Source organism: Paraburkholderia diazotrophica (assembly GCF_038900755.1).
Lineage (GTDB): Bacteria > Pseudomonadota > Gammaproteobacteria > Burkholderiales > Burkholderiaceae > Paraburkholderia > Paraburkholderia diazotrophica_A.
On record NZ_JBBPEN010000004.1, the window covers coordinates 96,495 to 120,836 of the forward strand.

General features: G+C 63.3%; 21 protein-coding genes. 11 read left to right on the plus strand and 10 right to left on the minus strand.

Annotated features, from left to right (window positions below):
- The first annotated feature begins 16 nt into the window (after positions 1 to 16).
- The 6 genes from AABE10_RS14465 to AABE10_RS14490 all read left to right on the plus strand — a co-directional run bounded on the left by AABE10_RS14465 (position 17) and on the right by AABE10_RS14490 (position 5,149).
- Positions 17 to 331: an NIPSNAP family protein gene (locus AABE10_RS14465; RefSeq protein WP_342933962.1), complete on the plus strand. Its 315-nt coding sequence runs from the start codon at positions 17 to 19 to the stop codon at positions 329 to 331.
- A gap of 73 nt (positions 332 to 404) precedes the next feature.
- Complete coding sequence (locus AABE10_RS14470) at positions 405 to 1,436, plus strand: ABC transporter substrate-binding protein (RefSeq protein ID WP_342933963.1); 1,032 nt, start codon at positions 405 to 407, stop codon at positions 1,434 to 1,436.
- 35 nt (positions 1,437 to 1,471) lie between these two features.
- Positions 1,472 to 2,356, plus strand: a complete 885-nt coding sequence (locus AABE10_RS14475) for an ABC transporter permease (RefSeq protein WP_342933964.1) — start codon at positions 1,472 to 1,474, stop codon at positions 2,354 to 2,356.
- 156 nt (positions 2,357 to 2,512) lie between these two features.
- Positions 2,513 to 3,307: an ABC transporter permease gene (locus AABE10_RS14480; protein WP_342933965.1), complete on the plus strand. Its 795-nt coding sequence runs from the start codon at positions 2,513 to 2,515 to the stop codon at positions 3,305 to 3,307.
- A gap of 28 nt (positions 3,308 to 3,335) precedes the next feature.
- Complete coding sequence (locus AABE10_RS14485) at positions 3,336 to 4,433, plus strand: ABC transporter ATP-binding protein (RefSeq protein WP_342933966.1); 1,098 nt, start codon at positions 3,336 to 3,338, stop codon at positions 4,431 to 4,433.
- A gap of 8 nt (positions 4,434 to 4,441) precedes the next feature.
- A complete protein-coding gene (locus tag AABE10_RS14490) occupies positions 4,442 to 5,149 on the plus strand; it encodes a GntR family transcriptional regulator (protein ID WP_342933967.1) in 708 nt (235 codons plus the stop codon).
- Between the two features lie 37 nt (positions 5,150 to 5,186).
- Here the strand turns inward: AABE10_RS14490 and AABE10_RS14495 are convergent, their stop codons facing one another.
- Positions 5,187 to 6,752 carry a methyl-accepting chemotaxis protein gene (locus AABE10_RS14495; RefSeq protein ID WP_342933968.1) on the minus strand — a complete coding sequence of 522 codons (1,566 nt, stop codon included), beginning with the start codon at positions 6,750 to 6,752 and terminating at the stop codon, positions 5,187 to 5,189.
- Positions 6,753 to 6,995: 243 nt separating this feature from the next.
- On the opposite strand from AABE10_RS14495, the gene AABE10_RS14500 reads away from it, so the two are divergent.
- On the plus strand, positions 6,996 to 7,472 hold the full coding sequence (locus AABE10_RS14500) for a RidA family protein (protein WP_342934420.1): 477 nt from the start codon (positions 6,996 to 6,998) through the stop codon (positions 7,470 to 7,472).
- 629 nt (positions 7,473 to 8,101) lie between these two features.
- Here the strand turns inward: AABE10_RS14500 and AABE10_RS14505 are convergent.
- Positions 8,102 to 8,917: a 4'-phosphopantetheinyl transferase family protein gene (locus AABE10_RS14505; protein ID WP_342933969.1), complete on the minus strand. Its 816-nt coding sequence runs from the start codon at positions 8,915 to 8,917 to the stop codon at positions 8,102 to 8,104.
- A gap of 17 nt (positions 8,918 to 8,934) precedes the next feature.
- On the minus strand, positions 8,935 to 12,033 hold the full coding sequence (locus tag AABE10_RS14510) for an acetoacetate--CoA ligase (protein WP_342933970.1): 3,099 nt from the start codon (positions 12,031 to 12,033) through the stop codon (positions 8,935 to 8,937).
- A gap of 330 nt (positions 12,034 to 12,363) precedes the next feature.
- On the opposite strand from AABE10_RS14510, the gene AABE10_RS36435 reads away from it, so the two are divergent.
- Positions 12,364 to 12,696, plus strand: a complete 333-nt coding sequence (locus AABE10_RS36435) for a hypothetical protein (RefSeq protein WP_428983338.1) — start codon at positions 12,364 to 12,366, stop codon at positions 12,694 to 12,696.
- Here the strand turns inward: AABE10_RS36435 and AABE10_RS14520 are convergent.
- Positions 12,637 to 13,536 carry a LysR family transcriptional regulator gene (locus AABE10_RS14520; RefSeq protein ID WP_342933971.1) on the minus strand — a complete coding sequence of 300 codons (900 nt, stop codon included), beginning with the start codon at positions 13,534 to 13,536 and terminating at the stop codon, positions 12,637 to 12,639. The two genes, AABE10_RS36435 and AABE10_RS14520, sit on opposite strands and share 60 nt — an antisense overlap.
- A 181-nt stretch (positions 13,537 to 13,717) precedes the next feature.
- Here AABE10_RS14520 and AABE10_RS14525 point away from each other — a divergent pair, with 181 nt between their 5' ends.
- Positions 13,718 to 14,884 carry a mandelate racemase/muconate lactonizing enzyme family protein gene (locus AABE10_RS14525; RefSeq protein WP_342933972.1) on the plus strand — a complete coding sequence of 389 codons (1,167 nt, stop codon included), beginning with the start codon at positions 13,718 to 13,720 and terminating at the stop codon, positions 14,882 to 14,884.
- Between the two features lie 64 nt (positions 14,885 to 14,948).
- Here the strand turns inward: AABE10_RS14525 and AABE10_RS14530 are convergent, their stop codons facing one another.
- Positions 14,949 to 15,842: an aldo/keto reductase family oxidoreductase gene (locus AABE10_RS14530; protein WP_342933973.1), complete on the minus strand. Its 894-nt coding sequence runs from the start codon at positions 15,840 to 15,842 to the stop codon at positions 14,949 to 14,951.
- A 99-nt stretch (positions 15,843 to 15,941) separates the two neighbouring features.
- Here AABE10_RS14530 and AABE10_RS14535 point away from each other — a divergent pair, with 99 nt between their 5' ends.
- Positions 15,942 to 16,859: a LysR family transcriptional regulator gene (locus tag AABE10_RS14535; RefSeq protein WP_342933974.1), complete on the plus strand. Its 918-nt coding sequence runs from the start codon at positions 15,942 to 15,944 to the stop codon at positions 16,857 to 16,859.
- A gap of 110 nt (positions 16,860 to 16,969) precedes the next feature.
- Positions 16,970 to 18,688, plus strand: coding sequence for a dihydroxyacetone kinase family protein (locus AABE10_RS14540; RefSeq protein ID WP_342933975.1), 1,719 nt, complete (start codon positions 16,970 to 16,972; stop codon positions 18,686 to 18,688).
- Between the two features lie 87 nt (positions 18,689 to 18,775).
- Here AABE10_RS14540 and kdgD read toward each other — a convergent pair whose 3' ends face one another.
- The 5 genes from kdgD to garL form a co-directional block, all read right to left on the minus strand.
- Positions 18,776 to 19,693, minus strand: coding sequence for a 5-dehydro-4-deoxyglucarate dehydratase (gene kdgD / locus AABE10_RS14545; protein WP_342933976.1), 918 nt, complete (start codon positions 19,691 to 19,693; stop codon positions 18,776 to 18,778).
- A gap of 177 nt (positions 19,694 to 19,870) precedes the next feature.
- Positions 19,871 to 21,220 (minus strand): glucarate dehydratase, encoded by a 1,350-nt coding sequence (gene gudD / locus AABE10_RS14550; RefSeq protein ID WP_342933977.1) that lies wholly within the window; start codon positions 21,218 to 21,220, stop codon positions 19,871 to 19,873.
- Positions 21,221 to 21,252: 32 nt separating this feature from the next.
- Positions 21,253 to 22,383 (minus strand): lactonase family protein, encoded by a 1,131-nt coding sequence (locus AABE10_RS14555; RefSeq protein WP_342933978.1) that lies wholly within the window; start codon positions 22,381 to 22,383, stop codon positions 21,253 to 21,255.
- 52 nt (positions 22,384 to 22,435) lie between these two features.
- Positions 22,436 to 23,329, minus strand: a complete 894-nt coding sequence (locus tag AABE10_RS14560; RefSeq protein ID WP_342933979.1) for a 2-hydroxy-3-oxopropionate reductase — start codon at positions 23,327 to 23,329, stop codon at positions 22,436 to 22,438.
- A 38-nt stretch (positions 23,330 to 23,367) separates the two neighbouring features.
- On the minus strand, positions 23,368 to 24,153 hold the full coding sequence (gene garL / locus AABE10_RS14565) for a 2-dehydro-3-deoxyglucarate aldolase (RefSeq protein ID WP_342933980.1): 786 nt from the start codon (positions 24,151 to 24,153) through the stop codon (positions 23,368 to 23,370).
- Positions 24,154 to 24,342: the final 189 nt, after the last annotated feature.

Below are 24,342 nucleotides of genomic sequence, written 5' to 3' on the forward strand. Positions count from 1 at the left end.
AGGAACAGGAGACCGCATGTTCTACGAAATCCGCACGTACCGCATCAAGACGGGCGCCGTGCCCGCCTATCTGAAGCTCGTCGAGGAGGAGGGCATCGAGTTGCAGAAGCGGTATCTGGGTCAACTGGTCGGCTACTTCTTTTCTGAGGTCGGTCCGCTGAATCAGATCGTGCATATCTGGGCCTGGCCGAGTCTCGACGAACGCGAACGCCGCCGCGCCGCGCTCGCCGAAGACGCTGCATGGCAGGCCTTTGCGCCGAAGATTCAGGCGCTGATGGAAGAGATGGAAAACAAGATCATGAAGCCGGCGCGTTTCTCGCCGCTGACCTGAAAACCCGAGAGAGAGCGTCCGGCTCGCCGCCGTACACGTTGCCCGATACAAAACGTATTTCATGGAGACAGACATGAGCAGCAGAAGCACTTCTTTTATTGCGCCGCTGGTCGCGCTTTGCGCAGCGACGCTGGTGTCCGCGCCCGTCCTCGCTGCGGACCCGATCGTCTTCACGAGTTGGGGCGGCACCACGCAATCTTCGCAACAGAAGAACTGGGCGCAGCCGTTCACGCAGGCGACGGGCATCAACGTGCTGATGGACGGCCCGACCGACTACGGCAAGCTGAAAGCGATGGTCGACAGCGGCAATGTGAATTGGGATGTCGTCGATGTCGAAGGCGACTTCGCGTACGCCGCGCAGCAGGCAGGACTGATCGAGCCGATCGACTATTCCGTCGTGAAGAGGGACGAGCTCGACCCGCGTTTCGCGACGCAGGCCGCAGTGGGCAGCTTCTACTACTCGTTCGTGCTCGGCTACAACAAGGCGAAATACGCGGGCGCGCAGCCGCAAACATGGGCCGATCTGTTCGATACGAAGAAATTCCCCGGCAAGCGCACGCTCTATAAGTGGTCGGCGCCCGGCGTGCTCGAAATCGCGCTGCTCGCCGATGGCGTGCCGCCGAACAAGCTCTATCCGCTCGATCTCGACCGCGCGTTCAAGAAGCTCGACACGATCAAGAGCCAGATCGTCTGGTGGAGTGGCGGCGCGCAATCGCAGCAACTGCTCGCATCGGGCGAAGCGCCCATCGGCATGTTCTGGAACGGGCGTCTGCATGCGCTCGAACAGACGGGCGTGCCTGTCGGCATTTCGTGGAACCAGAACCTGACGGCCGCCGACATGCTCGTGATCCCGAAGGGCGCGAAGCACAAGGCCGAGGCGATGAAGTACCTCGCCGCCGCGACCAGCCCGCAGGCACAGGCGAAGTTCGCAACGGACACTGGCTATGCGCCCGTCAACGTGAAATCAGCCGCGCTGATGTCGCCCGCAATCGCGAAGACGCTGCCCGATCAGTACAAGAACTCGCAGATCAATCTCGACATGAAGTACTGGGCCGAGAACCGCGACGCCATCGCGAAGCGCTGGTACGCGTGGCAGTCGAAATAAGCGCCGCATAGTCATCGGAGTGGATGGGAGACACCATGCCTAATGTTCTGAGTACCGTCGCACATCCGCCTGCGACGGCCACGCGCCGGCGGCGCGACTGGCGCAGCATCCGCCTGCTCGTGCCCGCGCTGCTGCTGCTCGTGATCTTCTTTCTGCTGCCGGTGCTGTCGCTGCTGTTGCGCAGCGTGATCGAGCCGACGCCGGGTCTGCACAACTACGAGCAACTGCTCGGCTCGACGACCTATCTGCGCGTATTCGGCAACACCTTTCTGGTGGCGACGGTCGTGACGGTCGTGACGCTCGCGATCGGCTTTCCGACTGCGTGGCTGCTCGCCATCGCGCCGCGCAAGCTGAGTTCGTTTTTATTCGCGATCCTGCTGCTGTCGATGTGGACCAATCTGCTTGCGCGCACGTTCGCATGGATGGTGCTGCTGCAACAGACGGGGCCGATCAACCGCATGCTGATGGCGCTCGGCATCATCAACGAGCCGCTGACGCTGGTGAACAACCTCGTCGGCGTGACGGTCGGCATGACGTACATCATGCTGCCGTTCCTCGTGATGCCGCTGCACGCGACGTTGCGCAGCATCGACGCATCGACGCTGCGCGCCGCCGCGATCTGCGGCGCGAGCCGCTGGCAGGCGTTCTGGCGCGTGCTGGTGCCGCTCGCGATGCCCGGTGTCGCGTCAGGCGCGCTGATGGTGTTCGTGATGGCGCTCGGTTACTTCGTCACGCCTGCGCTGCTCGGCGGCCCGTCGTACATGATGCTCGCCGAACTCGTCGCGCAGCTCGTGCAGGAATTGCTGAACTGGGGCCTCGCCGGCGCTGCCGCATTCGTGCTGCTCGCCGTGACGCTCGCGCTCTACGCGCTGCAACTGCGCTTCACGGGCGGTGCGCGCGCAAGTATTGGAGGCCGCTGATGAAACAACCCCCACGCTCACTACGTTCGCTGCTCCCCGAGGGGGCGTCAGCCGTCCACGTCCGGCTCTGCAGAGCCGGACGGCTTCACAGGCGCGGAGCGGTGCTCCGCGAATTCCCTGTTACGCCCCTTGGGGCGGCCCTGCGGGAGGACTGACATGCTGCTCGATTTCGATCGTCTGGGCTCGCTGCGCTGGGTGCTGATCGCCGTTGGCGCTGCCGTCGCGCTCTTTCTTCTGCTGCCGATACTGTTCATCGTCGCGCTGTCGTTCGGCGATTCTCAGTGGCTCATTTTTCCGCCGCCGGGCTGGACGCTGGAGTGGTATCGCCAGTTGTTCACCGATGCAGGCTGGCTCGACTCGCTGCTGACGAGCGCGAAGCTCGCGGTGATCGTCACGGTGCTGTCGGTGTTGATAGGCTTTCTCGCGTCGCTTGCGCTCGTGCGCGGCAAGTTTCGCGGACGCAACGCGGTGCAGGCGTTCTTTCTCACGCCGATGGTGCTGCCCGTCGTCGTGCTCGCCGTCGCGCTGTATGCGTTCTTCCTGCGCATCGGGCTGAACGGCACGATGACGGGCTTCGTGATCGGCCATCTGATCATCGCGTTGCCGTTCTCGATCATTTCGATCAGCAACTCGCTCGCGAGCTTCGACACCGCGCTCGAAGATGCCGCGATGGTGTGCGGTGCGTCGCCGCTCGAAGTGAAGCTGCGCGTTACGCTGCCCGCGATCCGCCTCGGGCTCTTCGCTGCGGCGATCTTCTCCTTTCTTGCGTCGTGGGACGAAGTGGTGGTGTCGATCTTCATGGCGAGCCCGACGCTGCAGACGCTGCCCGTGCGTATCTGGGCGACGCTGCGACAAGACTTGACGCCCGTCGTCGCGGCGGCGTCTTCGCTGCTCGTCGGACTGACGACTGTATTGATGCTGGCGGGCGCTGTGCTGCGCCGCGCGCGCTAATGGACGTAATCAGCGAGGTGAACCAGACATGACTGCATTCCTGCAAATCCAGCGCCTGCGCAAAACCTACGACGAGGTCGTTGCTATCGATCAGGTGTCGCTCGACGTGCGCAAGGGCGAGTTCATGACGTTTCTCGGGCCGTCGGGCTCGGGCAAGAGCACGACGCTCTATATCGTCGCAGGCTTTCAGGAGCCGAGCGAAGGGCGCGTGCTGCTCGACGGCAAGCCGCTGCTTTCCGTCGCGCCGAACAAGCGCAATATCGGCATGGTGTTTCAGCGCTATACGCTGTTTCCGCATTTGACCGTAGGCGAGAACGTCGCGTTTCCGCTGCGCGTGCGCCGCCGTCCCGATGCCGAGGTGAAGGCGAAAGTCGACAAGATGCTCGCACTCGTGCATCTGTCCGAGTGCCGCGACCGGATGCCCGCGCAACTGTCGGGCGGACAGCAGCAGCGCGTCGCGATTGCGCGTGCGCTTGCCTACGATCCGCCTGTGCTGTTGATGGACGAGCCGCTATCCGCGCTCGACAAGAAGTTGCGCGAGGAAATCCAGCTCGAACTGCGCCGCATTCATCACGAGACGGGCGTCACGATTCTCTATGTGACGCACGATCAGGAAGAAGCGCTGCGCCTGTCGGACCGCATCGCGGTGTTCAACAAGGGGCGCATCGAGCAGGTCGGCACGGGCGAAGAACTGTACGCGAACCCTGCGTCGCGCTTCGTTGCGAGCTTTATCGGCAATTCGAATTTCCTGCCGGTGCGCTTGAAGTCGAACACCGATGGCGTGATGAACGGCGTGTTTCCGAACGGCCATGAAGTAGCATCGGGTACATTCAATCCCGCGCTGACGCCGGGCGACGACGGCACGCTGATGATTCGCCCCGAGCAGATGCGCATCCGCTCGCTGCACGAAACACGCAGCGCAGGCAGCGCGACGGCTCTGCCCGTCACCGTGCGCGACATCACGTATCTCGGCGACGCGATGCACTACGCCGTTGCGACGCCGTGGCAGCAGGAGATTTCGATTCGCATGCCGGCGGGGCATCGCCATGACAGCGGCCTCGCGATCGGCACGCAGGCGCTCGTCGACTGGGATGCGCGCGATGTCCGTCTGTTTGCTCAGGCTTGACGGTTGCGATGAGTGATGCGCTGCCTTCGCTGAGAGTCGAACGCCGCACGACGACGTTGCGCGAACTCGCGCTGGAGAAGATGCGCACTGCGATTCTCGATGCGCATTTTCATCCGGGCGAGCGGCTTGTCGAGCGTGCGCTATGCGAGGAACTCGGCGTGAGCCGGACAGTAGTGCGCGAGGTATTGCGCCACCTGGAGACTGAAGGGCTGGTGGATTCCATACCGAACCAGGGGCCCATCGTCGCAATACTCGATCTCGATACCGCGGCGGAAATCTATGAAATACGTGCGTTGCTGGAGGGCGAGGCCGCGATGGCCTGCGCAAGGCACGCGGACGAAAACACGCTTGCAGAACTGGCGGCTTGCATCGACAAGATCCAGCACGCGTTTGATACGCAGGATCATCAAGCCGTGCGCGCATTCACGACGGCGTTCTACGAGCGCATGTTCACGGGAGGGAAGAAGGCGGTGGCGTGGGATATCGTGCAGTCGCTGACCGCGCGCATCAACAGGCTGAGAGCATTGACGATCGCATCCGATGATCGCGGGCGTCAGGCGGTTCAGGAAATGCGGCGAATGCTGGCCGCCATTCGCGCGCGCAAGCCGATGGAGGCACGCGAGGCCGCGATTGCGCACGTCGAAAGAGTGGCCGAGATCGCGCGTCATTTGCTGTGCGAAGGGCGGGAAAACGCATCATGGCGGCGCGCGGGATAAGTCATGGCGAGAGGCGCCTTGCACTGACGCGCAGGCGTCAGGCGAACGCCTCTTCGCGAAGCCGGAACTGCGCCACCGCATCGTTGAGCCGCGCGCTCTGCTCCTCCAGCGAGAGCGCCACGGCCGCCGCCTCCTCGACGAGCGCGGCGTTGCGCTGCATCGTCTGCTCCATTTGCGTGACCGTGGTGTTCACCTGTTCGATGCCCGAAGACTGCTCATCGGATGCGATGCTGATTTCGCTCATGATCGTATTGACGCGCTCGACCGCGACGACGAGCTCGCCCATCGTCGAGCCCGCCAGCGCGACCAGGCCGCTGCCGTCATCGACGCGCCGCGCCGAATCGCCGATCAGCTCCTTGATCTCCCTCGCCGCCGACGCGCAGCGCTGCGCGAGTCCGCGCACCTCGGTCGCGACGACCGCGAAGCCGCGTCCCTGCTCGCCTGCGCGCGCGGCTTCGACGGCCGCATTCAACGCGAGGATGTTCGTCTGAAACGCAATGCTCTCGATGACGCCGACGATGCCCGAAATCCGCGCGGAGCTAGCGGAGATCGCGGACATCGTCTCGACGACGCGCTTCATCGCCTCTTCGCTACGCGACGCGATGTCGGCGGCGCCCTCGACATAGGTGCGTGCATCGCGAGCGTTGTCCGCATTCTGGCGCACGGCTGCCGTCAGCTGCTCCACGCTCGCCGCGGCCTGCTGTAGCGACACGGCCTGCTGCTCGGTGCGCGCGGACAGATCGACATTCCCGCTCGCAATCGCGCGGACGTCGCCTACGATAGTTTGCGTGCTCGCGCGCACCTTCTTCACGGTATCGATGAGGCCGGCCTGCATCTGCCCAAGCGCGTTGAGCAGCCAGGCCATTTCGTTTTCGCGGGAAATGACGACCGTGCCCGTCAGATCGCCTTTCGCGATCTTTTCGAAGTGATCGACGGCCAGATTGATCGGTTCGACGATCGCCTTCGCAAGCGCGCGTTGCGCGAAGAAGCCGACGACGAGCGCGAACGCGGCCACTGCGCCCATCGCCCAGACGACCCGATGGAAACGCGTGGCGGCCGCATCGTAGCGGGCTTTTTCGCGCGCGACCTGGAACACTTCGAGCGCGCCGATCGCGTTCTGGTACGCGGCGAACAGTGCGGGCGGCGCGTCACGCTGCGTGCTGAGGAAATTGAACGCGTCGTCGTGGTCGAGTTGGGACAGCGCCTTCAGGAAGACCTGGTCGAGCAGCGCCTGGCGGTTGTGCTGGAGCGTGTCGAAAAGCGCTTGCTCGTCGGCGTCGCGCTGGTGCAAGCGAGAGTACGCCGCCAGTTCGTCGTTGCTCTGCGTGAGGAGCGTGTGGACTTGCGCGATCTCATCCTTGGCGGGCTGCCCGGCACTGATGATCTGCGCGACGTCGCTCAGGCGCTCGCGCAGGACGAGCATGCGCTCGGAGCTTGTCTTCAGGTGCAGCAGCGAAGCGGTGTCGTCGCGATACATCGCCTCGAGCGAAGCATTGCCCACATAGAGGCCAGCGATGCATGCACCGACTACGAGCACGAGCAACACGGTATAGCCGGCGATTGTCGCGACGAGTCCGCCGCGGATAGTCAGTTTTTTTCGCACGAGGGGGTCCCTTGGCCGGCAGCCGGACACGGCCAGCGGCGGATGTGATTTCCGGATCACGAAAGACGGGCGCGATCTTGCAACGCGTGGCGATCCTGGGTTGCGAACGGATTAACGACGGGGTGGACGAGAAGGTTTTGCGTGCAGGCGACGCGGATATGGCGGATTGCGACACGCGTCGGATGGGACAGACTCAAGGCACTCGATTATCCTTACGCTTTCGACAGCGTCGGTGAAAGCGCCATGACGAGAGACGACAAGTTGCGACAGGTCGCGGCCGAATTCGGATTCGATCCGGACGAGGAAATCAGGAAGGGTGGAAAGTACACGCCTGTTTTGATCGACGGAAGCACCGCCTACATTGCTGGCCAGATTCCGCGAGTGGGAGAAGTGGTGCGTTTTGTCGGCGTGGTGGGCGAATCGCTCTCGCTGGACGACGGGCGTCGTGCAGCAGGGACTTCGGCGCTGCGCGCGCTGTCGCTGATCAGGAAGCAATGCGGGACGCTCGACGCCATATTGGCGGTGCCGCGCATCACCGTTTTCGTGCGAAGCGCGCCGGACTTTACGATGCAAAGCGAAGTCGCCGATGGCGCATCCGACGTCCTGTATGCGGTGCTTGGCGACGCCGGCATGCACACTCGCTCGTCTGTTGGCGTGTTGCAATTGCCTAAGGGTGCGTCGGTGGAAGTGGATTTTATTTTCAGCGTGAGGCCTGCGTAGCCGTTCCACAGAGCCGCTCGCACGACATGAACTGCGCTACAGCTAAAGCGGCCCTCCGTTTACGGCTTCCTCCAGATCTGTTTCCAGCACATGAGGAACGTACCGCGAGCATCCCGCGAGACGGCTCCTTCGACCGGGCACGCAGAGCCCGTCAGCGCGGGGCCATAGTGGGCGACTTCTCGGTCGGCGTCGGCAAGTGCGTCTGCGGGCACTCGGCCCCAGATCGACAGGCTGGCAAGCACACTCGCGCAGCCAACGAGGATAACGACAGTACGCTTGAATCGGGGTGTGGGGTGAGCGATCAGATCAAATGCGAATGACATGGGGAGCCTCGTCTGCAGGGGACTTATGAGCGCTCTTATCGGCACCGGCTTCTGAAACCGTAGGCCTTCGCCAAATTATTTTTCTTGTGCCAGATCGTGGGGAGAAAATGGCAAGCCCCCTTGTAATTTTGCGTCTGGTTTATCGAGTTTTAGCTCTCGTTCGTGAAGCGTTGAATTAGCTCGACAAAGGCGAGCATGCCGTGAACGAACGGTCGATCGCAAAAAGTACTTTTCGGAAATTGACTTCAGAAAAAGATACTGAATCGCGAAAGCTGCGTTGGTTTGATTGCCCCTGGCAAGCGGCCATCAAGGCAGCATCGCCGCGAATGAGTAGTCGTTTGACCCGCTTGAGGACGAGCAACGGCAGAGCGTGACGCGTGCGTCGTCGAGCGATACGGCAAGAGCGCCTTGAACTTCTGGTCCGAAGCCCAAGTCCAGGCACGTCCAGCCCGAAATGCGTGTGCCCTTTTTCGAAGCGTGCCAGCGGCCTTCTCCGAGTGCGGGAGCATCTTCTATCGTATAGGAGCCAGGCTCGACGAGAAGACCGCAGCCGAGCGCCTTAAGCAAAGCTTCTTTTCGTGTCCAGACGCTAAGGAAGGCCGCGGCCGAATCGGTTCGTGCCGCTGCAAGCGCGCTTTCCTCTAGTGGAGAGAAGATCCCGCGAGCGATGTTCGCAGCGTCGATGCCGCGAATTCGCCGCTCGACGTCGATGCCGACGCGGCAATTCAACGCAAAAGCAAGCAGGGCGGTCCCGTCGGTATGAGAAACATTGAATGCGAGCCTCGTACCACGCGGCCACTGCAACGCGGGCTTTCCGAGCCGGGTCACGTTGAAGCGCAGCGATTCGGGTTTGGTGCGCAGATACACGCCGATCAGCGAGCGGAGCATGCTTCGTCGGGCGATAAAGTTGTTGCGATCGCTTTCATGCCTGTACGCTCGCGCGTGCTGTCGCTCGTCGTGCGACAGCGTGTGGCGGAGGGATGAACATGCCTGCCTGATCACATGCTCGTCCAGTATCCATACATGAACGGCCTTCTCATGCAAAAAAAGCTGGCTCGGATCAGGCAGTGAAAGAGCCCCCGCATTTCGCGCGATTCGCGCTGTAGCAACATCGTGCTGCATCCCAAAACCCCGCCGCGTCACGCGTTTGCCAACGCCCTGTCCAGCAGCGCCGCGACGTCCCGCAGATTCGGCTCGACCAGCATGTCGTCATGGCTGCCGGATACCTCTGCAATCTCCAGGCCGCCGCGCGCGACGCGCTGCCACAAAAGCATCGGATCGCCGTGCTCGTCCAGCCGCGTCGTTGCGCGCACATACAAAATCGGTCCAGCGCTATAAGGGGGCGGCCGGTAGCGGGTCATCGCCAATACCAACGTTTCGCGAACCTGTCTGAGCGCCGGCGGAAACACAGCATTCGTGGCGTCCGGCCGAAGTCTCATGCGGCCGAGGTACATTTGCACGTGATCTGCTCCGACGATGAGCCGCCCGGCCAGATATCCGACCATTCGCGACGCAGGCACCGTACGCAGCTTGCGCCATTGGCCGTGTATTCGGCCATACCAATGGTGTATCCGCGCGCTCCACGGCAGCCAGCGCTCGTAGACATACGGATCGAGCAGGCACAGCATGCCGACCTGGTCGCCAGCGCGCTCTAGCTGTTGCGCGATCTCGAATGCGATCAGCCCGCCGAGTGAATAGCCAGTTACCGAATACGGGCCATTCGGCTGCACGGCGCGCATTTCGTCGATGTAGCAGGCAGCCAGTTCCTCGATGCGGCGCTGTGTCGGCTCTACGCCGTCAAGGCCCCGTGCCTGTAGTGCAAAGACCGGGCGTGGGCTGCGCAGTGCCTGGACCAGCGCCCAGCATTCCATCGCCGAGCCGCTCAAGCCATGCACGAGGAACAGCGGCGTTCCCGTTCCGGCGCGCATGGGCACCAGAACCGGCGACGACGGCAGCGGCGTGCGATCTTCGATGATCGCGGCAAGGTCTGCGATCGTCGGCGCGATCACCAGCGTCGCGAGTGGCATCGTGTAGCCTGTCGACTGACGTACTTCTGCGAGCAGCCTTGCGGCAAGAAGCGAATTGCCACCGAGTTCGAAGAAATTGTCATCGCGACCGATCGGCGCAAAGTCGAACAGCTTCTCCCACAGTGCCTGCAAATGTCGTTCGAGTTGTTCGCGCGAATTGCCAGCCCGCGGAAGTTTCAGAGCCGCCAGTTTGAGCGCCGGATGGTTCCGGATCGCGTCGAGGCATTCGGGATTGCGCAGCGCCGTGACGTTGATGAGCGGCAAGCCGTTGATCGCATCGCATGCGGATCGTTCGGATAGCTTGCCGTTGTGCGTGACGGGCAATGCATCGACTGCGATGATCCGGTCTGGAACGTGCGCGGGCGACGCGCGATGCGCGAGATCGCGGCGTATTCGCGCGACCAGTGTGCCCGTCAGCGTAATGCCATCCTGCAGCACCAGCAGCAGTACGATGCGCGAGTCAGGCGGTCGAGCGCATGCGTGATCGGTCGGCGCGTTGCCGTGCCGCTGCTCGACGACCATCGCTTCGCGAATCTCTCGCATATCGTTCAGCACGCGATAGATCTCCGCTGGCGCGATCTTGCTCCCGCGCACATTCAGTATTCCGTCGGAACGTCCATGCAAACGGGCCGTTCCTTCAGACGAAAACTCGATCAGATCGCCATGCGTCCACACACCCGGGTTATGTGAAAAATAGGCCGCGTGAAAGGCCGTGCCGTCCATGTCGCCATAAAATCCGAGTGGACGTGACGGAAACGGATTGATGCAGACCAGTTCTCCTATTCCATTGGCTCGCTCTCCTTGATCCCACGCCTGTACATCGAGCGCAAGACTCTTGCATTGGGCTTCTCCCGCATAGACCGGCAAGTCGGGATTTCCAAGCACGAAGCAGCCGAGGATATCGGTGCCGCCCGAGATCGACTGTAGCGGCAGCGGCTTCACATGATCGCGTACCCAGGCGAACTGCGTGTCGTACAGCACTGCGCCAGTCGACATCATCGCGCGAAGTGCGGGTAGATCGAACTGCTGGCCTGGCTCCAGGCCCGCATCCTCGCACATCTTCAGATAAGCGGGGCTCGTGCCGAACACAGTGACGCGCTCATCGGCGACGAGACGCCACAACGCATCGATCGTGGAAATCGGTCCATCGTAGGTCACGATTTCGACGCCAGATGCGAGCGCCGACAACTGCCAGTTCCACATCATCCACGCGCAAGTGGTATGGAAGTACATCCGATCGCCGGGCCGCAGATCGCAGTGCAGCCGATGCTCCTTGAGGTGCTCTAGCAGACTGCCGCCGGCGCCGTGCACGATGCACTTCGGCCTGCCCGTAGTGCCGGAGGAGAACATGATGAAAAGCGGATGATTGAACGGAAAGCGCTGCCACTCGAAGCGCGCAGCGTCGCCGCTGTCGATCAGTTCGGCAAGCGAATAGACACGCTGGCTGATCGTGCCTGGCAAGTCATTTCCGTCATCAAGACAGACGAGCCCATTTAGTGTGGGCAACGCAGCCGTCAGCATGCCGACTTTATCCGCCACTGGCATGCCCGTGTCGGAATCGCGCGCCGCGGTGTGCGCGAACAGCAGCCGAGGTGCGAGCGGAGTGAAGCGATCGCGGATCGCGTCGACGCTCATATCGGGTGCGGCGGACGAAAAGGTTGCGCCGAGCGCGGTAACTGCCAGGGCGGTAACGGCTGCGTCAGCGTCGTTGCGCATGACGGCGACCACGCGATCCCCATCGCGCAGTCCCAATGCGGAAAGCGCGTGAGCTAGACGCGCCACGCGCTCGCGCAGTGCGCCGCGAGTCAGGCGCACGCGTCTTCCTTCGGCGTGACAGGCGGTGATCGCAGGCGCAGTGGCGGGTGCCACGGACAGGTTCAGCAGATTGGCGGCGTAGTTGAGCTGAAGCTCGGGAAAGAAGCATGCATGCTCGCACGCGTCGCCGACGCAAACCGGTTCGATACTGCCGGTTACTTCGAGGCCTTGGGACCACTCGACGAAGCATCGCCAGAAAGCTCGAAAGTCCCGTACCGAGAATTCGTGTAACGATTGGTAGTTATCAAAGGCTTGGCCAGTGCGCGCCTGAAGCGCCGCGGTAAATGCAGTCAATTGGGATGTTGCCGGGCGCGTGGACGTTTGCTTGTAAATTGGAATTCGTCCCGCGGCGACGTTTGTGCACCGCGGCGCATCGGCCAGGTGGAAACAGTCCATTTAAAGCTCCCTCAACGTCTTTTTTTCAAATCGAGTTCGTCGAACGGGCACGAATGCACCGGTCGCTATTCCACGCAGAGGAAGCCGTCGTTACTGCATCGCCGACTGCATTGCCCGTTTCCTTGCGCTCGTGTCCCGGTACTCTGGTCGTCGCATTTGTTGTGCCCATACGCGTAGGGGTCTTCGGTACATGGCCGTGCTATTGGACAAGGTCAGATGAATTACTTTGAACAGACATACGGCTGATGTTCCGAGAACCGGCTATTGTTCACGCGTGCCGAATTGAACGAGGGTGTTCATGTATACGCGTCGGTTCGAGTGGAAACCGATGTGGAGGCGTTGATGTCTGTCGCGGCCTTTGGCGAGAAAGAAGGCCTGACGCTTGTCGTCGACGAAGAGATAGCCAAGCGAGCAGGACTGGATGTTCCGCTCTACGTGGATTACGCTCGCGGTGCATTCGGACTTACGGGCAGTGGACTCGACTGCGGCTTTCGCAAAAGCACTCGGCGAAGCACGCAATGGCGCAATTGCTTCTCTTGCAGAAGCGGGCGCGAGAGGGCGCATCACGGTAGGCGCGCTCACTTAAGAAGCACGTTACAGAGTTCAGCTTGCGGCCGCAAAGCATTGAACAAGAAAATCGATAAAGGCTCGTGCTCGTGCTGACTGGTTGCGACGGTTCGAGTAGTAAACGAACAGATCGGCGGAGGGCTGAGTGTATTCCGGCAATACGACACGCAGCCGTCCGCTTTCAATGTACTTCGCCAGATCCCATTCGGAACGTACGAGAATGCCGTGTCCATCCAGCGCCCAACCGAGAACGATGTCACCGTCATTGCTGGACAGCTTGCCGTGCACCTTCACCGTTTCGGTGCGGCCATTGCGCTCGAACCGCCAGATCCCGTAGGCGTCGTCGTTCTGACGATGAACGATGCAAGTGTGTCGTGTGACGTCGGCGAGGCGCTCAGGCACACCCTGCTGTTCCAGGTAGCGTGGCGACGCGCACATGAAGCGGCGATTAGGCATCACGCGCCGCGCGTTGAGCCGTTGATCGGGCAGCGTACCGAAGCGAATCGCGAGGTCCGCGCCGCTTTCGACGAGATCGATTGGCCGGTCCGTCAGATCGAGCTGTACCTCGACCTGGGGATACTGTTTGATGAAGTTGGAGACGATCGGTGCAATGGTTGTCCTTCCAAACCCTAGCGTCGCGTTGATGCGTAGCAGTCCCTTCGGCACCGCGTGACTCGACGAAACCGCGTTTTCCATTTCGCGGATTTCGTCAAGGATTCGGGTCGCGTAGTGCAGGTATGTTTCGCCCTCTGCGGTCAGGCTGACGTGCCGCGTGCTGCGGTTGACGAGGCGCACCCCCAACCGTGCCTCCAGTTGAGCGAGCCGCTTGGTCGCGGCAGGTGGCGTGAAGTTAAGCTCGCGAGCCGCGGAAGTCAGGTTGCCGTAGCGCGCCAGCAGTACAAAGAACCTCAGATGCGATGCGAGATCTGATTCCACTGTTAGTCAAATAGAAAGTGAGTCCGGGCGAAGCATAACCGCCATTGCGAAGCGCGGTGGTGGCGGCGCTTTTCACTTGAAGTTAATAAAGAAGTGATTTTCAGTGAATCATAGCGCGCCGATTCGCGCATAACCTAGCGGCTTCCAAAGTTCATCAACGTCAATTGCATCCGTCGCCACTATGAGAATCGTTGAAATCCGCGAGAAGACTTTCCCGATCAGTTCCCCCATTCGCAATGCGTACATCGACTTCAGCAAGATGACGCTGAGCCTCGTCGCCGTCATCACCGACGTGATTCGCGACGGCAAGCCCGTGATCGGTTACGGCTTCAACTCGAACGGCCGCTACGGGCAGGGCACGCTGATGCGCGAGCGGTTTATTCCGCGACTGATGGAAGCGGACCCCGCATCGCTCGTCAACGATGCCGGCGACAACCTCGACCCGCACAAGATCTGGGCGACGATGTTCAAGAACGAAAAGCCGGGCGGGCACGGCGAACGCTCGGTGGCGATCGGTACGATCGACATGGCCGTGTGGGACGCCGTTGCGAAGATCGAAGGCAAGCCGCTGTTCCAGTTGCTCGCGGATCGCTACGGCAACGGTCAGCCGAACCGCAAGGTGTTCGTGTACGCGGCGGGCGGCTACTATTACCCGGGCCAGGATCACGAGAAGCTGAAGGACGAGATGCGCAGCTATCTGGACCGTGGCTATACGGTGGTGAAGAAGAAGATCGGTGGCGCGTCGCTCGACGAGGACTTGCGCCGCATCGATTCGATTCTCAGTGTGCTCGGCGATGGCCAGAAGCTCGCCGTCGATGCGAATGGCCGCTTCGATCTCGACACGGCGATCCAGTATGCGAAGGCACTATCGCAATACGATCTGTTCTGGTACGAAGAAGCGGGCGATCCGCTCGACTTCGAATTGCAGGCCACGCTGCGCAACTACTACGACAAGCCGATGGCGACAGGCGAGAACCTGTTCTCGATGCACGATGCGCGCAACCTGATCCGCTACGGTGGCATGCGCGCCGACCGCGACTGGCTGCAATTCGACTGCGCGTTGAGCTATGGGCTCGTCGAATATCTGCGCACGCTCGACATGTTGCATCAGCATGGCTGGTCGGCGAGCCGCTGCATTCCGCACGGCGGGCATCAGATGTCGCTGAACATCGCGGCAGGGCTCGGGCTCGGCGGCAACGAGTCGTATCCTGACCTGTTCCAGCCATTCGGCGGCTTCCCAGATGGCGTGAAAGTCGAAAACGGCTATCTCACGATGCAGGATCTTCCCGGCATAGGCTTCGAAGGCAAGGCGGATCTCTGCGCGATCATGCAGCAGCTATCCGCATGAATTTCGCCTCGTGGTCCGCCTCTTCCGCCTCTTCCGCCTCGTAGACGCCCGGCGCGCATAACACTCATTCGTCTTGCTGATTCTCGCTGCGCTGTCGTCCGATCGCATCGAGTTCGGCGAGCGTCGCGTCCGTCAGCTTCAATTCGCCGGCCTGCAAGTTCTCGCGCAAATGCGCGACGGACGACGTGCCGGGAATGAGCAGTATGTTCGGCGCACGATGCAGCAACCACGCGAGCGCGACCTGCATCGGCGTGGCGCCGAGTTCGCCCGCGAGGGTCGACAGCGCCGACGATTGAATCGGCGTGAACCCGCCGAGCGGAAAGAACGGCACGTACGCAATGCCTTTGGCTGCGAGTTCGTCGATGAGCGCATCGTCCTCGCGATGAACGAGGTTATAGTGATTCTGCACGCAGACGATCTCCGCGATGCGCTGGGCTTCGGCAATCTGTGTCGCAGTGACGTTGCTGAGACCGATGTGCCGCACGAGCCCTTCGCGCTGAAGCTCGGACAGCGCCACGACCTGCTTTTCGATCGAGCCTTCGCTCGGACTATGCACGCTCCCCATGATGCGCATATTGACGACATCGAGGGCTTCGACTCCGAGGTTGCGCAGATTGTCGTGCACGCCGCGACGGATATCCTCCGGCTCGAACGCGGGAAGCCACGCGCCGTCGTTGCCTCGCACCGCGCCGACTTTCGTGACGATCAGCAGATCGTCGGGATACGGATGCAGCGCTTCGCGTATCAACTGATTCGTGATGTGCGGCCCGTAGAAATCGCTGGTATCGATGTGATTGACACCCGACGCGATCGCCTCACGCAGCACGGCGATACAGGCGTCGCGGTCCTTTGGCGGCCCGAATACGCCTGGCCCCGCGAGTTGCATGGCGCCATAGCCCATGCGGCGAATCTGACGGCCGGCAAGCGTGAAGCGATCGGCTGACTTGAACTTCGACATGACGCGCTCTCCTTGTTGAACGCCGCCAGTTTGATCCGGTTGCGCTGTTGAATAAAGCGACCTAAGGTGTACGGGTTGTTGAAAATTTCGAACAATCCCATGGAACTCAACGATCTCGCCGCCTTCGTCTCCGTCGCGCGCGCCGGCGGCTTTCGCGACGCCGCGCGCATCAGCGGCGTGTCGGCATCGAGCCTGAGCATCGCCGTTCGCCGGCTCGAAACGAAGCTCGACTTGCGGCTGCTGAACCGGACCACGCGCAGCGTCGCGCCGACGGAAGCGGGACAACGCCTGATCGACAAGCTGACGCCGCTCTTCAGCGAGATGGAAGCCGCGCTCGATGTGCTCAATGTTTTCAGGGACAAGCCGAGCGGCACTCTCAAGTTGAACGTGCCGGCGAGCGTGGCGCGCATCGTGTTGCCGCCGGTCATTGCGTCGTTCCTCGATGCATACCCTGACATCCGCGTGGAAGTCATGGTCGAAGATGGGTTCGTCGACGTGCTGTCGGTCGGCTGCGATGCGGGTATCCGCTACGACGAGCGTCTTGAACAGGACATGATCGCCGTTCCCATTGGACCGCGCGTGCAGCGTTTCGCGACGGCCGCGGCGCCCGGCTATCTCGACGCGCGCGGCAGGCCGGAGCATCCGCGCGATCTGCTCGATCACGCGTGCCTGCGCGGCCAGTTCGCGGGCGGCGCGATGCCGACGTGGGACTTCGAGCGCGACGGCGAAGTGGTGCGGCTCGATCCGTCGGGGCCGCTCGTCGTCCGGCCGGGCGCCGCGATCGATCTGGCCGTCAGCGCGGCAATCGCGGGCGTAGGCGTCATCCATCTGTTCGAGGGCATGCTGCGGCCTCATCTCGACAGCGGCGCGCTGGAGCCGATTCTCGAACCGTGGTGGCAGCCGTTTTCCGGGCCGTTTCTGTACTATCCGGGCCGCCGCCATTTGCCCGCGCCGTTGCGCGCGTTCGTCGATTTTCTGAAGGCGCAGGATGCGCCCGATGCGCCTTCGCTCCGCTGACGCTAGAGTTATCCCTTTCGACAGATGGACCGGCCCGCGCACGGCCTTCACGGCCGTCGCGGCTGCTCCATCCGTTCGCCCCGCAACTCAATCCGCCGAGGTTCACTGCCATGAAGAAGCTGTTGAACGATCCGTCGCGCGTCGTGCGAGAGATGCTCGAAGGCCTTGCGATGCTCTCGCCCGATACCGCGCTGCTGCATGACGAAAACGTCGTCGTGCAGCGCGGGCTGCCTGCGCCGCACGCGCGCCGCGTCGCGGTCATCTCGGGCGGCGGCAGCGGGCATGAACCGGCGCACGCGGGCTACGTCGGCGAAGGCATGCTCGCGGCGGCCGTGTGCGGCGAAGTGTTCACGTCGCCGTCGACGGATGCCGTGCTCTCCGCAATCCGCGCGTCGGCGGGACCGAACGGCGCGCTGCTGGTCGTCAAGAACTACACGGGCGACCGTCTCAACTTCGGCCTCGCGGCGGAACTGGCGCGCGCCGAAGGGATTCCCGTGGAAGTCGTCGTGGTCGCGGACGACGTGTCGTTGCGCAACACGGTCGAACGCGGCCGGCGGCGCGGCATCGCGGGCACCGTGTTCGTGCACAAGGTTGCGGGCGCGGCGGCCGCGGCGAACATGACGCTCGGCGAAGTCGCGGCGCTCGCGCGCGAAGCGGCGGACGCGATCGGCACAATGGGCGTCGCGCTCGACGGCTGCACGCTGCCCGCCACGCGACAGGCGAGCTTTTCCCTCGCGGACGACGAGATCGAACTCGGCCTCGGCATTCACGGCGAGAAGGGCGTGCAGCGCACGCAGCCGATGCCCGCCGACGAACTGACGGAGACGCTGCTCACCGCCATCGCCGACGACCTGCAACTGGCGGACGGCGAGCGCGTCGTGCTGCTCGTCAACGGGCTCGGCGCGACGCCGCCGATGGAACTGGCCGTCGTTGCGCGCGCGGCGATCAACGGACTTCGGCAGCGCGGGCTCGTGATCGAGCGCGCGTGGTGCGGCACGTTGCTGTCAGCGCTGAACATGCCGGGCTGCTCGATCTCGGTGATGCGTGTCGACGACGCGCGTCTCGCGTTGCTCGATGCGCCGACCAGCGTCGCCACGTGGCGAGACGCGGGACGAAAAACGGGGCGCGTGAACGTCGACGGCGCAGTGGGCGTGACGTTGCACGCGGACGGCGGCGCTGTAGCGGGCGAAGCCACGGCGGCGCGTGCCGCGCAGCGTTCGACGTTGCAGCATGCATTCGACGCGGCCGCGCATGCGTTGATCGACGCGGAAGCGCGCCTCACCGAACTCGATTCGAAAGCGGGCGATGGCGACCTCGGTTCGAGCATGAAACGCGCGGGCGAAGCGGTGCTCGCTATGCCGGATACGGCGTGGCCTTCGGACGCCGATGCGCTCGCGGAACTCGCCGTGACGTTGCGTCGCGCGATTGCGGGCAGCTCGGGGCCGTTCTATGCGACGGCCTTGCTGCGCGCGTCGCGACGTCTCGCGGAAAGCCGCGCCCCTTCGGCATCCGATTGGGCCGACGCATTCGATCTCGCCGTCAGCGCAATTGCGGAACTGGGCGGCGCGCAGCCTGGCGAGCGCACGATGCTCGATGCGCTGCGGCCTGCGGCGGACGCGTTCTCGGCCGCCGTTCGCAACGGCCGGCCGCTCGCCGATGCGTGGGCCGTCACTGTCGAGGCCGCGCAGAAAGGCGCGGACGCAACGGCGTCGATGATGCCGCGCGTCGGACGCGCGAGCTATCTGGGCGAGCGCGCCATCGGCGAACCGGATGGCGGCGCGGTGGCGGCCGTTTGCTGGTTGCGCGCGCTGTCGCCGTTTATTCGCTGACGCATTGCTGGCGAAAGGGTGCGCAACAGCCGTTGCGCTGCGCGTCGGCCCTCCCGACGGCGCGCAACGCAACGCATTACTTGAACGTCACTGAGCGCCGAGCTTCCTGATCAGCGCATCGAGTTGCGCCATTTCGTCTTCCGTCAGATCGGTCAGCGGCGCGCGCACCGGGCCAGCGTCACGGCCGACCAATTTCGCGCCCGCCTTCACGATGCTCACCGCGTACCCCTGGCGACGATTGCGAATGGCCAGATACGGCAGGAAGAATTCGTCGAGCAGCTTGCCTGTCGTTGCGTGATCGTCGGCGGCGATTGCGCGATAGAACGCCATCGCTGTCTTCGGGATGAAGTTGAACACGGCCGACGAATAGACGGGGACGCCCAGCGCCTTGTATGCGGCTGCGTAGACTTCGGCCGTCGGCAAGCCGCCGAGGTACGAGAAGCGCTCGCCCATGCGGCGGCGGATCGTCACCATGCTTTCGATGTCGCCCACGCCGTCCTTGAAGCCGATCAGGTTCGGGCATTTGTCCGCGAGACGTTCGAGCGTGTCCGCGTTGAGCTTCGAGTTCGCGCGGTTGTAGACGATCACGCCGATGTTCTTCACCGCATTGCAGACCTGCTCGACGTGCGCGGCGATGCCTTCCTGCGACGCTTCCGTCAGATAGTGCGGCATCAGCAGCACGCCGCTCGCGCCGAGGCGCTCCGCTTCCTGCGCGTATTCGATCGCGACGCGCGTCGGGCCGCCCGCGCCCGCGAGAATCGGCACCTTGCCCCTGCACGTTTGCGTCGCGGTGCGGATGACGTTCGTATAGTCGGACTTCGTCAGCGAGAAGAATTCGCCCGTGCCGCCCGCCGCGAAAAGGGCCGTTGCACCATACGGCGCGAGCCATTCGAGACGCGCCGCGTAGGTGTCGGCGCGGAAGTCGCCGTTGCTGTCGAAGTCGGTGACGGGGAACGACAGAAGGCCTTCGGAAACGATCGCTTTGAGTTCTTGAGGCGTGGTCATGGTTCGCTTTGAATGTCGGTCAATGTGGGGCGGCCATCTGGCCGCGTTGTTTTCGGCGTTCCGGTCCGGTTCGCTATTAGCGTGCGATAGGTGTGCGATAGGTGCATGGGCAATAGGCGCGATGAGCGCGCGATAGGCGTGCAATGAGCAACTCACCGGCGCGCGATCAGCCCGACCTCAGCGCACGAGGCAGGGGCGCTTGTTGTCGAACTTCCAGTTCGGAATCAGGTACTGCATCGCGACGCCATCGTCGCGCGCGCCCAGTCCGTGCTGCTGATACAGCGCGTGCGCCTGTTCGAGCGCATCCATGTCGAGCTCGATGCCGAGGCCCGGCCTCGCCGGCACCTTCACCTTGCCGCCGACGATCTGCAACGGATCGCGCGTCAGATACTGGCCGTCCTGCCAGATCCAGTGCGTGTCGATCGCGGTGATCTTGCCCGGCGCGGCGGCCGCGACGTGCGTGAACATCGCGAGCGAGATGTCGAAGTGATTGTTCGAGTGCGAGCCCCATGTGAGGCCCCAGTCGTTGCACATCTGCGCGACGCGCACCGAGCCTTGCATCGTCCAGAAGTGCGGATCGGCGAGCGGAATGTCGACCGATTGCAACTGGATCGCGTGGCCCATCTGGCGCCAGTCGGTTGCGATCATGTTGGTGGCCGTCGGCAGGCCCGTCGCGCGGCGGAACTCGGCCATCACTTCGCGGCCCGAATAGCCGTTTTCCGCGCCGCATGGGTCTTCCGCGTAGGCCAGCACGTCGTGCTTGTCGCGGCAGAGACGGATCGCTTCCGCGAGCGACCATGCGCCGTTCGGATCGAGCGTCACGCGTGCATCGGGGAAGCGTTCGGCGAGCGCCGTGACCGCTTCGATTTCGGCGTCGCCGGAAAGCACGCCGCCCTTCAGCTTGAAGTCGTTGAAGCCATAGCGCGCTTGCGCCGCTTCCGCGAGGCGGACGACGGCCTCGGGTGTCATCGCTTCTTCGGTGCGCAGCCGTTCCCAGTCGTCGCGGCCTTCGGCGCCGCTCGCATACGGCAGGTCTGTTTTGTTGCGGTCGCCGATATAGAACAGGTAGCCGAGCATCTCGACTTCGTCGCGTTGCTGGCCTTCGCCGAGCAGCGCCGCGACGGGCACGCCGAGATGCTGGCCGAGCAGATCGAGAAACGCGGCTTCGAGCGCCGTCACGGCGTGGATGGTCGTGCGCAGGTCGAAGGTCTGCAGGCCGCGGCCTCCCGCGTCTCGATCCGCGAACTGCTTGCGTACCTGGTTCAACGCCGCGTGCAGATTGCCGATGGACTGGCCGACGACGAACGGGCGCGCATCGTCGATGGTCTTGCGGATGTTTTCGCCGCCCGGCACTTCGCCGACGCCCGTATTGCCCGCGCTGTCGCGCAGGATCACGATGTTGCGCGTGAAGAACGGGCCATGCGCGCCGCTCAGGTTCATCAGCATGCTGTCGCGGCCGGCGACGGGCACCACGCGCAATTCGGTGACGGTCGGCGCGCCTTGGGTTTGGGATGCGATCGTAGACATGAAAGTCGGTCCTGAGGTTTGGTGCTGGTAGATCAATGAGTGGATTCGGCAGACGTCGCGCGTTTGGCCGGCTGCGTCGGAATGATTTCGATCCAGTTCGCGCCGCGTCCGCCTTCGCAGCGCGACAGCAGCGCAAGCGCGCCTGAGCGGGCGTCGATCGCATAGACGGCGACGTGCGTCGATTGCTCTCCGCACGCGACGAGGAAGCGTCCGCTCGGGTCGATCCCGAAGCCGCGCGGTTGCGTTTCGGTGTCGGTATAGCCCGCGTATTCGAGCGATCCGTCGTCCGTCACGCGATAGCCGATCAACCGGCTCGTCGTGCGCTCGGCGACGAAAAGGAAATGTCCATCGGGCGTGATCTGGATGTCGGCGGCCCAGACGAGCGTCGATGGATCGACCTGAGCGCCCGCCGTACCCGAAGCGAGCGGACGCGCGCGACCGTCATGCAGATGAGCGAGCGCCGGCGCACGCGGCGCGATCGAGCGGGCCGTGAGCGTGCCCGACGCGCTGTCGCGCGCGAACACCGCGACCGTCGCGCGAAATTCGCTGGATACATAGAGCGTTTTGCCATCCGGCGAAAAGCGCAGATGACGCGGACCGAAGCCCGGTTCGACGCGCATTGTCTGCACGAGTTCGAGTCGCGCATCGGCGGCGCGCTCGACGATTGCGTAACACGACACCGTATCGGAGCCGAGCGACGCGACGTACGCGAAGCGGCCATCCGCGGACGCAACGATCGAATGCGCGTGCTCGATGCCTTCGATCAGTTGAAATGGTTCGACTTGCGCATCGGCGTGAACATCGGCGGCGCGATACAGGCTTATCGAATGTTCGCCATACGATGCGCCGAGCAGCCATGCGCCGGACGGCGTCAGCGACAGATAGGCGAGGCTGGATGCAATGGACGTCGTTCGCAGTCGCGTGAGACTGCCCGTAGTTGAATCGACGGAATATGTGACGATGGTCCGCTTCGCTGCGCGCGTTGCCGCATGGAGCAGGCTGCCGTCGGCGGAAAGCGCCATCGGCATGACGGCCTCGCCAGCGGGATGACGTGCAATGCGCTCGATGTGGCCCGTCGATGCGTCGACGCGAAACACGGCAAGATCACCGTCCGCCGCGTTCGAGACGATCGCGAAGAACGATGCGGGAGTCGGTTCGCTCATGATGTGCGTGCGTTCATTCGGCGATCGGACACGCGCGGAGGACGCATCGTTGTCATTTCTGCTGCTGTCCGATTTCGTGATCGGCGAGGTACTCCAGCGCGCGGACCATGCCCGAGTGATCCCATGCGTTGCCGCCGTGCGCCGCGCACGCGTTGAAAAGCGCCTGACAGGTGGACGTATTCGGCAGCGACACGCCGAGCGCCTGCGCCGTCGAAAGCGCGAGGTTCAAGTCCTTTTGATGCAGCTCGATACGGAAGCCCGGATCGAACGTGCGCTTGGTCATGCGCTCGCCGTGCACTTCGAGAATGCGCGACGAAGCGAAGCCTCCCATCAGCGCCTTGCGCACCTTCTCGGCATCGACGCCCGCTTTCGACGCAAGCAGCAGCGCTTCGCCGACGGCTTCGATCGTCGCCGCGACGATGACCTGATTGGCCACCTTGCAGATCTGGCCTGCGCCCGCTTCGCCGATCAACGAGACGTTCTTGCCCATCATGTCGAAGAACGGCTTGACGGCATCGAACGCGGCTTGCGAGCCGCCCACCATGATCGTCAGCGACGCGGCCTTCGCGCCGACTTCACCGCCGGAGACGGGCGCATCGAGATAGTCGGCGCCTTTTTCGCGCACGCGCGCCGCGAAGTCGCGCGTTGCGATCGGCGAGATGGAGCTCATGTCGACGACGATCTGGCCTTGGCGCAGCTTGCCCGCCACGCCGTTCTCGCCGAACAGCACGCGTTCGACGTCGGGCGTGTCGGGCACCATGATGAAGATCACATCCGCTTTTTCCGCGACTTCGGCAGGACTGCCGCACGCGAGCGCGCCCGCTTGCGTCAGCTCGTCCGGCACGCCGCTGCGCGTGAAGGCGGCAAGCTCGACACCGTTCTTGCGAAGATTGGCCGCCATGGGCTTGCCCATGATGCCGAGTCCGATGAAGCCTGCTTTTTTCATTCGCTACTCCAGATAGTGAGAGGTGAGGGGGCGTCCGCTCAGTCCGGCATGAAATGCTTCCGGACGCCCAGCGCGGCGTTGCGCAGAAGGCCCATGTCGGCGCAGACGGAAACCAGCGTGCTGCCCATCGCGAGATAGCGGTCTGCGTCCTGCTGCACGGGCGCGAGGATGCCCGAGGCCTTGCCCGCCGCCTTCGCCCGCTCGAACACATGCGCGATGGCCTGCTGGACATCGGCGTGCGCGGGGTTGCCGAGATGACCGTACGCGGCGGCGAGGTCCGACGGTCCGATGAAGACGCCGTCGATGCCTTCGACAGCCGCGATTTCGTCGATTGCCTCGACGGCCGCGCGGCTCTCGATCTGTACGACGACGCAGATGTTTTCGTTGGCGACGTGCAGGTAGTCGGCCACGCTGCCGTAGCGATTTCCGCGCTGACTGACGGACACGCCGCGGATGCCGTGCGGCGGATAGCGGGTGGCGGCGACCGCGCGGCGCGCATCGTCCGCGCTATCGACGAATGGAATCAGGAAATTGAAGAAGCCCAGGTCGAGCATGCGCTTGATGATCACGCTGTCGTTGGCGGGCGGACGAACCACGGGCGCCGAGCGGCTGTCTTTCAACGCCATCAGTTGCGGGACCAACGTGAGTTCGTCGTTGGGCGCGTGCTCGGCGTCGAGCAGGAGCCAGTCGAAGCCCACGGTGCCGAGCAGTTCGGTCGTGATCGGGCTGGCAAACGACGCCCAGCAGCCGATGAGCCGCTCGCCCCTTCTGACGGCGGCGCGAAAGCTGTTCGGCAGCGGTTGATACGGGGACGGCTGGGTCATCTCATTCTCCTGTCGGCCAGAATGGGCGCTTTAGCTCTTGCTGTGGCTCGTGCAAGCGGGCTGCCGGCTGGCGAACCGGGTTTCGCCGTGCGTGGCATGCTAAAGGAACATGGTATGTCATAGGACGTCTGAACACAAGATAAGTCGTCGGTTGACCTGGAGGAACGGTGGTAAACCCTGAATCGCCAT